This is a genomic window from Luteirhabdus pelagi (assembly GCF_016827595.1).
GTDB classification, from domain to species: domain Bacteria; phylum Bacteroidota; class Bacteroidia; order Flavobacteriales; family Flavobacteriaceae; genus Luteirhabdus; species Luteirhabdus pelagi.
In genome coordinates this window covers 705,393-718,729 of record NZ_JAECMS010000002.1, presented here as the reverse complement: position 1 = coordinate 718,729, position 13,337 = coordinate 705,393, and the positions used below count along the sequence as shown (strand labels likewise).

Genomic DNA, 13,337 nt, shown 5'->3' with positions numbered 1-13,337 from the left:
TAGCAGACCTGTTGAAGAGCACCTATACTTCAACGATTATGCTGACGGGGATTTTTCTTTGATTTCTTTTTACGATTCGCCAAATATACCCCGAAGATAATGATGGTGGCCGCCAAGGCCTGAAAGACCGAGAAGTTTTCACCGTCCACCAATCCCCAAATCAAGGCAACAACCGGAATCATATACGTAACGGAAGAGGCAAAAACAGGGGTGCTTAACTGTACCAACTTGTTGAAAAAGGTTTTTGCAATGGCTGTTCCTATTAATGCAAGCAACAGCAAATAGCCAAGTGAAGGCAATAAGCTTTCCTTTTCGAATGTAGCTTCGGAAAAGAAGCCAGAGGAAAGCAGCACGATTATCGCTGGTACAAATCCAACAATGAAATGACCTACCGTAATCGCCAAAGCTGGTACTTCTTGTAAGTGACGCTTAATGATGTTCACATTAAAGGCATAACAGATGGAACACATTAACACCAAGCCCACATACCAATAATTCTGATCAGGATTTACTTCACTCCCAACATAGATTAACAATACACTTCCTATCAAGCCAACGATAACACCGATTAGTTGATTTCGACTAGACTGTATTCCAAATAGCGTTGCGCCAAGAATAAGCGCCATGATTGGTGTGGTACTGTTTAAGATGGAAGCTACCGAACTATCGATCTCCGTTTCAGCAAAGGCGAGTAAAAAAGCAGGTATAAACGTACCGAGCAATGCTGAAACCGTGATCCATTTCCATTCCCGCGTTCGTAACCCCTTCACCTTTCGAAGTCCGAAGGCAAACAGAAACAAGGCCGCAAAAATAATTCGCAAAGCACCCAATTGAAAAGGCGTAAGTCCGATAAGCGCCTTTTTAATAAGGATAAACGAACTTCCCCACACTAGGGAGAGACCAATTAGATACAACCATTTTTTAGGGATTCGATCCATACGCTGAAAGAAAGCGCGAAGGTCGGGAAATCTACCTAATTATTCTGCTAAGAGGGTGTTAAGTGTTAGGGAGTTTCCTCTTTCCAGCGCAGTGTTTCCATTATCGTACGCACATCCTCCCGTAAATACGAAACGGCAGGATAAATAGAATCGAAGTTAGGCGCCGCTTCAAAATAGACCGAACCCACCAAAAAGTGTTTGGTGCTATCTGTGACATAGAACTGTGACTGGGTAGCGGCATCGCCGTTGATCATGTATAACATTCCATACACATCATTGATGCTATCTACTCGTGGTTGCTCTAGAATTCTATTCGCCTTAATAGTGTGGTCGTAGGTCAGTTTTTGTGCATCGTATAACAAGGAGTCGAGATTGTTTCCCTGAATAGGACGATACGTTAAATACAATGTCGCCTTCATGCCAGGATACGTCACATTCATATTACACCCTCCTTTTTTCTGAAGCGTTGCCTGACTGTTTATTTCAAAGGAATAGGGGCAATCGGTCGAAATTCGATTATAGGGTCCTTTTTCGTATTCCAATCGTAACTGGGCGGATGGCTTCACCACGACTTCATCTTCACAGGCGGTGAAAAGGGCAATTACGAAAAGTATGGCAACAAGATGCTTCATATTATTGCTTAATGGAAAGCTTAATTTGTTTGATTCGTTTATTGTCGAAGGCTTCAATCGTGAAGTCATACTGATGAAAATTCAACACCTCGTTCTTCTTCGGAAAACCTTTACTCACTTCTAACAAAAAGCCCGCCAAGGTCTCGGCTTCTCCCCTAGCGTTTTCAAAAACGGTTGGATCTTCAACATCGATGACCTTATAAAAATCCTTCATCGGCGTTTTCCCTTCAAACACAAAAGTATTGGCATCGAGCTTTGAAAAAATCAGATCTTCATCGTCGAATTCATCACTTATCTCCCCTACAATTTCCTCAATAATATCTTCCAATGAAATCAATCCACTCGTCCCACCATATTCATCCACCACAATAGCCAAGTGCATCTTCATCTCCTTGAACTCATTCAACAAATCGTCCAATTTCTTATTTTCCGGCACGAAGTAGGCTTCCCGTTGTAGGCGTGCCCAATCCAAATCCTTCGAATCGATATGCGGCATCAAATCCTTCACATAGAGAACTCCAGTTATGGTGTCCATATTGTCCTTATACACCGGAATACGCGAATAGCCATTTTCGATAATCTGCGGCATGATTTCGGAAAACGGTTGTGCTTCATTTAAGGCAAAAATATCCATCCGAGGTTTCATGACTTCTTTGGTATCGGTATTTCCGAAGGTGACGATGCCTTGTAGAATTTTTTGTTCTTCGTGCGTAGTATCCTCTTCATTGGTCAGTTCCAAAGCTTGCGACAATTGGTCGACACTAATCTGCGTCTTCTGCTTTCCAAAACGGTCGTGTATATATAAGGTAGTGGAACGCATCGGCAAGGTTATGGGCGAAAATAGCTTGTCCAGTACAAAGATTGGATATGCCATAAAAGTCGCGAAAGAAACTCTGTTTCGGTTGGCATAAATCTTTGGGAGAATTTCACCAAAAAGCAATATTAAGAAGGTCGCCACTCCAATTTTGAGCAGCAGCACCAAATTTATGTGGAATAGAAGCAGATTGATGGAATAGTCCAAATTCCGAAACCAAACATCGCTAAGGTTTTCAAAAAGCAACACAATAGCAATATTGATCAGGTTATTTGAAACTAGGATGGTCGCCAACAACTTTTTAGGTCGGGCCAACAGCTTTCGCACCACTTCCATCTTTTTTGAAAGCGGGGTCTGACTGTCATCATTGTTAAAATCGGTTGCCGTAAGCGAAAAGAATGCCACTTCAGCTCCAGAAATAAGCGCCGAACACCCTAACAATACGACGAGCACTGCCAACCTAATGGCCTCGACGTATCCCATTAATCCAATAAACAATAAACTCGGAGGTTCTAGGTCCAAAAGTATAGCGATTGGTTAAACTTAGAAGGGCAGATCGTCGTCATCCTCATCATGTATCGGTTGCGATTGTGGCTGCGATTGTGGCTGCTGTGAGCGCTGTTGCTGCGAGGCTTGCGATTGAGACGATCCTTGTCCCGACATACCCTCTTCACCCTTAGGTGTTAGGAACGTAAACTCTGAGCACTGAATCTCGGTGCTATAACGGTCGCGACCTTGGTCGTCCTGCCATTTCCGGGTCTTCAGGCGACCTTCAATATAGACCTTATCGCCTTTTTTTAGGTATTTTTCACAGATTTCGGCGGCCTTATTGCGCACCACTATATTGTGCCACTCGGTATTGGTTACCCGTTCGCCGGTGGTTCTATTCGTATACGTTTCATTCGTGGCCAACGGAAAACGCCCGATGCTTCCACCGCCATCAAAATAGTGCATTTTCACATCATCTCCGGTGTGGCCGATAAGCATTACTTTATTTAAAGTTCCATTCATATCAAAAGTGTCTTTGGCAAAGGTAGGATTTGTACCTTAAATATACTGAAATTTAGCTGTTGAAGACTGAAAATTCCTCTATAAAGTTCTGAATGAGCACTGGCACTGGGTAGTCGTGAATGTTTTCTATTGAAATACCGTTGTGTACCTTCGGAACCCTAACAATCCAAAACTTTGCGTACAAATGTTGATGTGAAAGCTTATGAACTATTTCTTTTTGCTGAAATTCATTTATTTCAATTGAAGCATAGTCGTCCGTTATTCTTTGGAATTGTTCATTTTTCTGAAGCCTTTTTCCGCTTACAGTTTTCGACGTCTCCACCAGGGGAAATTCGTATAGGTTTTGCCAGATTCCCTTTCCGGTTCTTTGTTGAAGCAGGGTTTCGCCTTCATCGGAAAGAAACACCAAATAGTTGAAGTAACGCTTTTTGATTTTCTGTTTCTTCAGTTTTACGGGAAATTCCCCTACGGCATCCTGTTGAAACGCTCTGCAACTATCTTTCAACACACAGCTGTCACAATCCGGATTTTGGGGAACACATTGTCGTGCGCCAAATTCCATAATGGCTTGATTGAAGGTTCCCGGCTGCTCTTCATCCAATAGCTCTTGAGCCAATTGCTTAAATCGTTTGACACCTTTGGGCGTATTGATAGGGGTTGCATCGGCAAATAGACGAGAAAGAACGCGGTATACATTGCCATCGACGACCGCTACCGGTTCTTCATAACAGATAGAAGCAATGGCGCTCGCGGTATAGTCGCCTACTCCTTTTAGCGCTAACAATTCTTTATAATTAGGAGGGAAGGTTCCTTGAAGTTCTTCCGACACATATTGGGCAGCGGTATGAAGATTTCTAGCTCGGGAATAATAGCCAAGGCCCTGCCAGAGCTTGAGTACTTTTTCCTGTGAAGCATCCGCAAGATGCGAAACCGTTGGGAATTCCTCTAAAAATGTTTCATAATACGGAAGCCCTTGTGCTACACGAGTTTGCTGTAGGATCACTTCAGAAAGCCAGACCGGATAGGGATCTTTGGTTTGTCGCCATGGCAAATCCCGTTTATGAATTAAGTACCAATTAATTAGGCTTTTGGCAATATTTTTGTAATTATTGGGCATGGCGCAAAAATACCATATATACCATTATTATTTAGTGGGTTATACTTTGAATAATTGGTAATAAAATATGTATATTTGCCCCCTTGAAAAAAATAAACCTAATATCTACCTAACTTAAATTTAATAGATCATGACGAAAGCAGATATTGTAGCGAAAATTTCCGAAAAAGAAGGCATGGAAAAGGCTGATGTACAAGCAGTTATTGAGACCTTCATGGAAACAGTAAAAGATTCTCTTGAGAGTGGCGATAATGTATATCTTCGTGGTTTTGGAAGCTTTATTATTAAGAAAAGAGCTGAGAAAACTGGAAGAAATATTTCTAAAAACACTACGATCAAGATTCCAGCACATAATATTCCAGCCTTCAAACCTGCAAAAGTATTTGTAGAAGGCGTTAAAAGCAACGTAGAAGTTAAGTAAAAAGATTAATAACCTATCCCGCTCTCTCGGGGGCGGGATTTCTAAAAACAGATGACAATATGCCAAGTGGTAAAAAAAGAAAACGTCATAAGGTAGCGACGCACAAGCGTAAGAAAAGAAGACGCGCGAACCGTCACAAAAAGAAAAAGTAGTTTTCATACTACTTTTTTCGTTTAAGGAAATTCCTTTTACGCTCTTTGAAATTTGAAGTCGGACACCTCTTACCTTAAGGTTATAGCCGATTTCTACAGGTATATTAAAATCCTGTGACAAATTAAAGTTTAATCCATTCCGCAATATGCGGGACTAAAATCATGTAACGTGAGCTACGAATTATTTATTAGATCCAGTTCACAAGAAGTTGATTTTGCCCTTTTAAAAGATGGAAGACTACTCGAATTACACAAGGAGGAAGAAGATAACAATTTTACGGTAGGCGATGTATTTCTTGCTAAAATCCGTAAAACGGTACCTGGTCTAAACGCAGCCTTCGTCAATGTTGGCTACGAAAAGGATGCATTTTTGCATTATCATGACCTTGGACCGAAGATTCCTTCCCTTTTGAAATTCGTAAAACGTGTAAGCACAGGTAAACTTAAAGACTATTCTTTAAAGAATTTTCCCTTTGAAAAAGAGATTGACAAGAACGGCACTATCAATAATGCCTTAAAATCGAATCAATCTATTCTGGTACAGATCGTAAAAGAACCGATATCCACAAAAGGTCCGCGAATTAGCAGCGAGCTATCCATCGCAGGCCGATATATCGTATTGGTACCCTTTTCAGATCGCGTTTCCGTTTCTCAAAAGATTAACTCTAAGGAGGAAAAGGACCGATTGAAAAGATTGGTAACCAGTATAAAACCGAAAGGATTCGGCGTAATTATACGAACGGTAGCAGAGGGCAAAAAAGTAGCTGAACTGGATAGAGATTTACAAAATCTTATGGATCGCTGGACAGCGATGTGTAAAAAGCTACGGGGAGCGCACCACCCCAGCAAGGTGCTAAGCGAGTTAAATAGAGGCGCCTCTATCATTCGCGATGTGTTTAATGACGACTTCACTGCCATTCATATCGATGATGAAGCCCTTTATACTCAAATAAAAGATTATGTGCAGTCCATTGCACCTGATAAAGAAAACATTGTCAAGTATTACAACAGCAAGGTTCCCCTGTTCGAAAAACACGGAATCGAGCGCCAGATAAAAACTTCCTTCGGAAAGACCGTATCGGGAAGTAAAGGTACTTACTTGGTCGTTGAGCATACGGAAGCCATGCACGTCATTGACGTAAACAGCGGTAACCGTAGCAACAAATCGAAAAGCCAAGAAGAAACCGCCCTGGAAGTGAACTTGATCGCCGCCACCGAAGTGGCACGCCAACTACGCCTACGGGATATGGGAGGTATAATCGTGGTAGACTTCATCGATATGGGGCATGCCGGAAACCGCAAAAAGCTCTACAATCATCTTCGCGATGAAATGAAGGACGATAGAGCCAAGCACAAGATACTACCCCCAAGTAAGTTTGGACTGGTACAAATTACCAGACAACGCGTACGGCCAGAGATGAACATCAAAACCCGGGAGGAAGCTCCTACAGGTGAGGATGGAGAAATCGAGGCGCCCATAGTGGTCGTTGACAAAATTACCGAGGAGCTGAAACGGCTTTTCAAGAAAGACTATAAAAAGATAACGCTAAACACGCATCCTTTTATAGCGGCCTTTTTAATAAAAGGTTTTCCATCTGTGCGAACCAAATGGTTCATGGAGCACAAAAAATGGGTGAAAATTCAACCAAGGGATGCTTACACGTACCTAGAATATCATTTCTTCGACAAAAATGGGGAAATGATCAAATAACCCTTTTCTTCAGCAATGAAGAGAAACATATTAAAACCCTTTCGAGTTTTTCGGGAGGGTTTTTTTGTTGGTTTTTTCTAGGAACAAAGAAGCAAAGTGGCAAAGAATTATGAATGCAGAGTTCAGAATGAAGAATGCAGAGTTATGAGTTATGAGTGATGCGTTGGATAATAGATTTACGATTGTAGATTTTAGAAATATCGACTAAAAAATACTACACCCTATACCCCCGCCCGAACGTACCTACCCAAAGGAAGTCAAGCGGCGTTCGGTACGGGCGGGCTACTTCCTACCTCCTATTACCTTCAGCCAATAGCGTAAAGCTTCTTTTCACCGTTCACTGCCTGCCTGCCGGCTAGGCAGGTTCACCGATCACTTTCGAATTTTTTTTGGCGGGCTGCTCCGCCCCCACTAGACCTGCCGGGTTGCACCACCCAACCCACGGAAACCCAGCAGGTCGCCCACAGCACATAGCACCGGGCTTCCTGCCTGCCGGCAGACAGGTCCGCTGTATCTTTTTTGGTGATTGAGGCTCTCGAAATCACCAAAAAAGGATGCCGCTGCAATCCCTGCCCGGAATCAAACGCAAAGTAACAGAGTGGCAAAGGCTCAAAGATTCAAAGAGAAGAGAGAAGAGAAAAAAGAATACAGACCAACGACTACTGACTATCGACTACAATCAAGAGTCAAGAGCCAAGAGTCAAGAGCCAAGAGTCAAGAGCCAAGCGCTAAGAGCTAAGATTTATAATTGTAGATTTTAGATTGACGATTCAAGCAACCTACTTCCTACTCCCTACCACCTACCGCCTATCGCCTATCGCCTACAGCTTATAGCTTATAGCCTAAAGCTTTCTATTCACCGCTCACTACTCACTACCTGTCTGCCGACAGGCAGGCTCACTACTCACTACCGACTACAGACCACCGACTACCAACTATTTTCCGTACATTTCCCACCCATGAACTACCACACCCATAAAACTTATACCGTTGACGAAGCCAAAGCAAGATTGGAGCAGTATTGTGCGTATCGGGAGCGTTGCCACAAGGAAGTGACGCAAAAGCTTCAACAAATGCGGATGATTCCCGAGGCGATCGACCAGGTGCTACTTCACTTATTGCAACATGATTTCTTAAATGAAACCCGTTTTGCTAAAGCCTTCGCTCGTGGTAAGTTCAAAACCAAGAAGTGGGGAAAATATCGCATCACCCGCGAACTAAAAGCTAGGGATATTTCAGCCTATAACATCAAAAAAGCATTACAAGAAATCTCGGAAGAAGCGTATAGAAACACTTTTGAGGAATTGGTAGAAAAGCGCTTGGCACAATTACAACAGGAAACCAATCTTCAGAAAAAGCGAAAGAAGCTTTCCGATTACCTGATTTACCGCGGCTGGGAACTCGATTGGGTGTACCAAAGAGCAGCATCCATTAAGAAATAAAGCTACCTTTCTACACATTTAACAATACCATAATCTTTTGGTTACCCCCACACAACGCGAATACGCCATCTTTGTACCCTCCACAGGTATGTCTTACAGTTTTTGTCAACTAGATGTAATTCTGTGTGGGCTGCCCATGATGGGCAGCCTTTTTTTGTAACATACGCTTAACATTAAGGAAACATTTGTCTTTTCAGAAAAGCGGTTCTTTGCAGCGACAAAAACTGTAAAATTCTGTACCTATGTTTCTACGCAAAATGCTGTTTGCCACAGCATTATTGTTGGCGGTCTGCTCCTATTCACAGGATACGACCAATACTTCATTTGGAAAAGGAATGTTGAATCTAATCGCTAAAGATAGCTCTTGGAGTGTAAAATTTGCGCCTAGGATTCAAATGCGGTCCAATACCTCTTGGGATCATGACGGTAATCAATATGGTAGCCCCGAACACAATGTATTAATACGACGGGCTCGTTTAAAATTTAGCGGTTTCGCCTACAGTCCAACATTAAAGTACAAAATTGAGCTAGGCCTATCCAATCGTGATCTTTCCGGTTCAAACCCATTCAACAGAAACACACCTCGATTTATTCTCGACGCCGTCATCATGTGGAACTTTTACGAGAATTTCGAGCTTTGGGCAGGTCAGACCAAATTACCTGGAAACGTAGAACGGGTAGTCTCCTCTGGAAATCTTCAACTAATAGACCGTTCCCTACTAAACAGTCGCTATAACATAGACCGTGATGTGGGAATTCAACTGAGGCATCATTTCAACCTAACTGAAGATATAGTTATCCGGGAAAAGTTTGCGATTTCACAGGGTGAGGGACGAAATATCACCGAAGGAAATCAGGGAGGATTGCAGTTTACAGGTCGTTTAGAAGTGTTACCTTTCGGAATATTCGCTAAAAAAGGGGATTATAGCCAAGTAGATTTAGTTCGCGAAGATCGACCGAAATGGATGCTGGGTATCACTTACGATTATAACGACGATGCTGTAAAGACAAGAAGCAATCTAGGCGATTATATGTTTTTGGAAGATGGAAGTCTGTACCAAACCGGCATAGCCACACTTTTTGTTGATACCATGTTTAAGTACCAAGGGTTTTCATTTATGGGAGAGTACGCCAACAGAACGGCAGAGAATCCAATCGCCGTTGAAGAAGATGGCACACCAACCGGCGATGTGGTATTAACAGGAAATGCTCTTAACCTTCAGGCAGGGTATCTGTTCAAAAACAATTACGAAGTAGCGGGACGGTACACGCATTCTGAATATGATATGGAAACAGGGCGTTTACCAGAAGACCAATACACCCTAGGACTTTCAAAATATATCGTAGGCCATAAACTGAAAGTACAGAGCGATATAAGCTATGGCACCCGTGATGGAGCGGCTGACAACATTCTATTTAGAATCGGTTTCGACCTTCATTTTTAAAAATTATCATAACAATTTGGTAACAATGATGCTCTATTTAATTGAGAAATTTGCACCACTTTAAGAGACACTAAACATGGAAAACTTTTATCTTTTTATGCTTATCGCCTTAGCAGTTCTTGCTATTGCCGATCTTGTTGTTGGCGTTAGCAACGATGCTGTTAACTTCTTGAATTCAGCGATTGGTTCGAAGGCGATTTCCTTCAAAAGCATTATGATTATTGCTAGCTTGGGAATCTTTATCGGAGCCGTGTTTTCCAGCGGAATGATGGAGGTTGCCCGAAAGGGAATATTCGTTCCGGGTCAATTTTACTTTGAAGAAATCATGGTCATTTTTATGGCGGTAATGATAACCGATATATTGTTATTGGATTTCTTCAACACCCTAGGATTGCCAACCTCTACTACTGTTTCCATAGTGTTTGAACTATTGGGGGCTGCCGTGGTGATGTCGATGATCAAAATCGGTCAGTCGCAAACCGAAACGTGGGCCGATCTTACAAACTATATCAATACCGCCAAGGCCACTGAAATTATACTCGGCATACTGCTCTCGGTGGGAATTGCATTTACTGTGGGAGCTTTAGTACAATGGCTTTCACGACTTGTCTTCACCTTTCACTATGAAGAAAAGATAAAAAACTTCGGTGCTATCTTCGGAGGTATTGCTTTAGCCGCTATCGGCTATTTTATCTTTATGAAAGGTCTTAAGGGAACACCGTATTACGGCGACTTTAAAGATGTTATGGAAGGAAACGAACTAATGATCATTATTGGAAGTTTCCTGTTTTGGACGATCTTCTCTTTCGCCTTTATGAAAATATTCAAAAAGAGTATTCTCATCTTCGTAATTGGTATGGGAACCTTCGGTCTTGCATTAGCGTTTTCGGGGAACGATTTGGTAAACTTTATCGGGGTACCGATGGCCGCCTATCACTCCTATGAAGCCTGGATTGCTTCAGGCATGGGAGCGTCAGAGTTTTCGATGAATGTATTAGCACAAAAAGTACCTGCAGAACCCTTATTGCTATTTATTGCCGGAGGTGTGATGGTATTAACGCTATGGTTTTCAAAAAAGGCTCGAACTGTTGCAGATACTGAAATTGGTTTATCGCGTCAGGGCGATGGCCATGAAAAGTTTCAACCCAATATGCTCTCAAGGCTTATTGTTAAAGGTAGTACTCGACTTGCGGCTTTCTTTGGCACTGTGCTTCCAAATAAAACTGTAGACACGGTAGATTCCCGCTTCGAAAAACCGGTTGTAGCCTTGGCTACTAAATCGAAGTCATATGAGCTTCCGGCCTTCGATATGATTCGAGCATCCATTAACCTAATGGTTGCAGGGGTGCTAATCTCTATCGCTACGTCCATGAAGCTACCGTTATCGACAACCTACGTAACCTTTATGGTCGCTATGGGTACCTCGCTTGCCGATCGTGCTTGGGGACGGGAAAGTGCCGTATATCGCGTGGCAGGGGTTCTAAACGTCATTGGAGGATGGTTCTTTACAGCCTTTAGTGCTTTCGTAGCGGCGGGAACCTTGGCATTCCTTATCAATTGGAACAGTCGGGTAATGATTCCCGTGTTATTGCTTCTGGCAATCCTTCTTTTAATTCGAAACTTCTTCGTTCACAAGAATCGTGATCGCGCTATTACGAATCCAGATAAACTTAAAAAAGCAGAAAGCAATACCGTGCAAGGTATTATCGAGGAAAGTGCCGATACCATCGCAAATGTGGTGAAACGCACGAATAAGATTTATACCGATATGCTTCGTGGATTAGCAAAGCAGGACACCAAGAAGCTTAAAAAGAGCAAGAAAGGTGTGAAAAAATTGGATGATGAAGTGGAAGAATTGCGAAGCCATATCTTCTATTTTATTAAGAATCTTGATGAAACTAGTGTACGTGGTAGTAATTTCTACATCATTGTATTAGGATATCTAACCGATGTTACCCAATCGTTGGAATATATTGCGAAGGCAAGCTACAAACATGTAAACAACAATCATAAAGCGCTTCGCTTCAACCAGATCAAAGATCTTCAAGAAATCGACAATTCCTTGGAGTCCTTACTGAAAGAAATCGAAGAGATTTTCTCGAATCGTGAAATTGAAAAAGTAAGCATGATCCTAGAGAAGAAAGCGGAGCTTTTCAAATTCGTTTCAGAAAAGATTGAAAAGCAAATCGAACGTACGAGAGATGAAGAATCGAGCCCAAAAAATACAACGCTCTACTTCAGTTTACTTTTGGAAACAAAAGATCTCGTTACTGCTCTAACTAATTTGATGGAAGAGTATTACAGAAGTTATAAAAAGGTGTAATAAGCACCACTAGTTTTAGTTTTGAAAATCCCTTTTTCCTATGAGAAAGGGATTTTTTATATCAGGAAATCTTCCCAGCCAAACCCGAAATAGTAGAAATCCAGAAGCAATACGATGAAATTATGAATGAAATGCACGATCATTCCTAACCATAATGTGTTGTAACGGTGACGAAGATATCCCAATACCAAGCCGAAAGGGAAAATCCATAAAATAGAAAGCAAGGAAAAGTGAACCAGGGCAAAAATAAAGGCCGTGGCGATGATCGTAACATTTGTGTTGGCAACATGCTTCAACTGGTTGAATAAAAACCCACGAAAGGCCAACTCCTCGAATACCGGCGCGATAAAGCATATAAAAAAGAATGCCCATAAGAACGAATGATCGTACGCGATATAGTCGTAAAACACATTGTATTCCTCCTGAAACAAGAGTTGGTCTAGCCAATCCATTCCGTAATACACCACTACGGCAGAGAAGACAGGGAATAGCAAACTGAAGAGGAGGTTCCGCCAATGAATCGTCGTTATTCTATACAAACTGACAATCCCTCGAAAATCGAAAAAGCAAAAGCCAACGGTAAGTAAAACAAAAACGCCTTCAAGTAGAAGTTCTTTTAGCAAGGTCACGCTTTCTTCATATATAAAATATGAAACCATGGCATATACCAGAAAGGTGATATAAAAAGCAATTACCAGCTGTACGCTTCTCATATCCGTATTCCCTGCTTTTATTGATGCCGGCCGCCCACAGGCGCCACAATAGCGATCGGTTTCCTTTAATGGACCGCCACAACGCTTGCAAGTAAATTCGGGCTCCACTATTTACTTCAAATTTCTGAGTTGTAGAGCAGAATTGATGCCTTTTGCCAAATAGGCAATGATTATGACCTTAATAATGATACCGCGATAGATAGGCTCACCCCCAAGTACAACCCCAATCGTAATTAAGGTAAGATATACCAATAGCCCCAATACGAGCGCTATCAATGGCTTCTGCTGGCTCCAATATCCCAAGGCCAAATAGATAATAGCCAAGATGCCGGAGCTGACTAGCGTAGCCATATCATCGTTCACGAAGAAGTGAAACAGACCGTAGAGGAATGAAAAACCGGCAATTACATATAGGCTGTTTCGGGCAAAACGTATTCGTTTCTGAGCTTCGTCACCCTGTCTCCGTTTCATAACCCGTTTTGCATGAAAGGATGATTTTTGATCCTCCGTACCATTTTGTGGGTAGCCGCAGTCGTTACAAAAAATTTGACCTTCTTCCATGGTAGCCTGACATGCCGAACAGGTCGATTCGGTTAGTTGAAGTGTATCCATATGTAG

Annotated in this window: 12 protein-coding genes; 5 read left to right on the top strand and 7 right to left on the bottom strand. The window is 42.1% G+C overall.

Annotation, left to right across the window (positions count from 1 at the left end; genetic code table 11):
• Positions 1-29: 29 nt before the first annotated feature.
• From I4Q58_RS08090 to mutY, 5 genes are all read right to left on the bottom strand, one after another.
• Positions 30-938 carry a DMT family transporter gene (locus I4Q58_RS08090; RefSeq protein ID WP_203295376.1) on the bottom strand — a complete coding sequence of 303 codons (909 nt, stop codon included), beginning with the start codon at positions 936-938 and terminating at the stop codon, positions 30-32.
• A 65-nt stretch (positions 939-1,003) separates the two neighbouring features.
• Entirely contained in the window at positions 1,004-1,570 is a 567-nt protein-coding gene (gene gldD / locus I4Q58_RS08085; protein WP_203295375.1) for a gliding motility lipoprotein GldD, read from the bottom strand.
• A gap of 1 nt (position 1,571) precedes the next feature.
• A complete protein-coding gene (locus I4Q58_RS08080; RefSeq protein WP_236002860.1) occupies positions 1,572-2,906 on the bottom strand; it encodes a gliding motility-associated protein GldE in 1,335 nt (444 codons plus the stop codon).
• Between the two features lie 21 nt (positions 2,907-2,927).
• Positions 2,928-3,395 carry a single-stranded DNA-binding protein gene (locus I4Q58_RS08075; protein WP_203295374.1) on the bottom strand — a complete coding sequence of 156 codons (468 nt, stop codon included), beginning with the start codon at positions 3,393-3,395 and terminating at the stop codon, positions 2,928-2,930.
• Positions 3,396-3,447: 52 nt separating this feature from the next.
• Complete coding sequence (gene mutY, locus I4Q58_RS08070) at positions 3,448-4,512, bottom strand: A/G-specific adenine glycosylase (protein ID WP_203295373.1); 1,065 nt, start codon at positions 4,510-4,512, stop codon at positions 3,448-3,450.
• A gap of 130 nt (positions 4,513-4,642) precedes the next feature.
• Between mutY and I4Q58_RS08065 the strand changes: the two genes are divergently transcribed.
• The 5 genes from I4Q58_RS08065 to I4Q58_RS08045 all read left to right on the top strand — a co-directional run bounded on the left by I4Q58_RS08065 (position 4,643) and on the right by I4Q58_RS08045 (position 12,006).
• Positions 4,643-4,933 carry an HU family DNA-binding protein gene (locus I4Q58_RS08065; protein WP_203295372.1) on the top strand — a complete coding sequence of 97 codons (291 nt, stop codon included), beginning with the start codon at positions 4,643-4,645 and terminating at the stop codon, positions 4,931-4,933.
• Between the two features lie 321 nt (positions 4,934-5,254).
• Positions 5,255-6,796 (top strand): Rne/Rng family ribonuclease, encoded by a 1,542-nt coding sequence (locus I4Q58_RS08060; protein ID WP_203295371.1) that lies wholly within the window; start codon positions 5,255-5,257, stop codon positions 6,794-6,796.
• Between the two features lie 959 nt (positions 6,797-7,755).
• On the top strand, positions 7,756-8,238 hold the full coding sequence (locus tag I4Q58_RS08055; protein WP_203295370.1) for a regulatory protein RecX: 483 nt from the start codon (positions 7,756-7,758) through the stop codon (positions 8,236-8,238).
• Between the two features lie 242 nt (positions 8,239-8,480).
• Positions 8,481-9,683 (top strand): porin, encoded by a 1,203-nt coding sequence (locus tag I4Q58_RS08050; RefSeq protein ID WP_236002859.1) that lies wholly within the window; start codon positions 8,481-8,483, stop codon positions 9,681-9,683.
• Positions 9,684-9,759: 76 nt separating this feature from the next.
• Complete coding sequence (locus tag I4Q58_RS08045) at positions 9,760-12,006, top strand: inorganic phosphate transporter (protein ID WP_203295369.1); 2,247 nt, start codon at positions 9,760-9,762, stop codon at positions 12,004-12,006.
• A gap of 56 nt (positions 12,007-12,062) precedes the next feature.
• On the opposite strand, the gene I4Q58_RS08040 is transcribed toward I4Q58_RS08045, so the two are convergent.
• Positions 12,063-12,719 carry a CPBP family intramembrane glutamic endopeptidase gene (locus I4Q58_RS08040; protein ID WP_203295368.1) on the bottom strand — a complete coding sequence of 219 codons (657 nt, stop codon included), beginning with the start codon at positions 12,717-12,719 and terminating at the stop codon, positions 12,063-12,065.
• Between the two features lie 111 nt (positions 12,720-12,830).
• On the bottom strand, positions 12,831-13,331 hold the full coding sequence (locus tag I4Q58_RS08035; RefSeq protein ID WP_203295367.1) for a DUF1129 domain-containing protein: 501 nt from the start codon (positions 13,329-13,331) through the stop codon (positions 12,831-12,833).
• Positions 13,332-13,337 lie beyond the last annotated feature (6 nt).

Bases quoted from the DNA above. Each gene is read 5' to 3' on its own strand.
- I4Q58_RS08090 (WP_203295376.1), bottom strand. From the start codon at position 938: ATGGATCGAATCCCTAAAAAATGGTTGTATCTAATTGGTCTCTCCCTA.
- gldD (WP_203295375.1), bottom strand. From the start codon at position 1,570: ATGAAGCATCTTGTTGCCATACTTTTCGTAATTGCCCTTTTCACCGCC.
- I4Q58_RS08075 (WP_203295374.1), bottom strand. From the start codon at position 3,395: ATGAATGGAACTTTAAATAAAGTAATGCTTATCGGCCACACCGGAGAT.
- mutY (WP_203295373.1), bottom strand. From the start codon at position 4,512: ATGCCCAATAATTACAAAAATATTGCCAAAAGCCTAATTAATTGGTAC.
- I4Q58_RS08065 (WP_203295372.1), top strand. From the start codon at position 4,643: ATGACGAAAGCAGATATTGTAGCGAAAATTTCCGAAAAAGAAGGCATG.
- I4Q58_RS08055 (WP_203295370.1), top strand. From the start codon at position 7,756: ATGAACTACCACACCCATAAAACTTATACCGTTGACGAAGCCAAAGCA.
- I4Q58_RS08050 (WP_236002859.1), top strand. From the start codon at position 8,481: ATGTTTCTACGCAAAATGCTGTTTGCCACAGCATTATTGTTGGCGGTC.
- I4Q58_RS08045 (WP_203295369.1), top strand. From the start codon at position 9,760: ATGGAAAACTTTTATCTTTTTATGCTTATCGCCTTAGCAGTTCTTGCT.
- I4Q58_RS08040 (WP_203295368.1), bottom strand. From the start codon at position 12,719: ATGAGAAGCGTACAGCTGGTAATTGCTTTTTATATCACCTTTCTGGTA.
- I4Q58_RS08035 (WP_203295367.1), bottom strand. From the start codon at position 13,331: ATGGATACACTTCAACTAACCGAATCGACCTGTTCGGCATGTCAGGCT.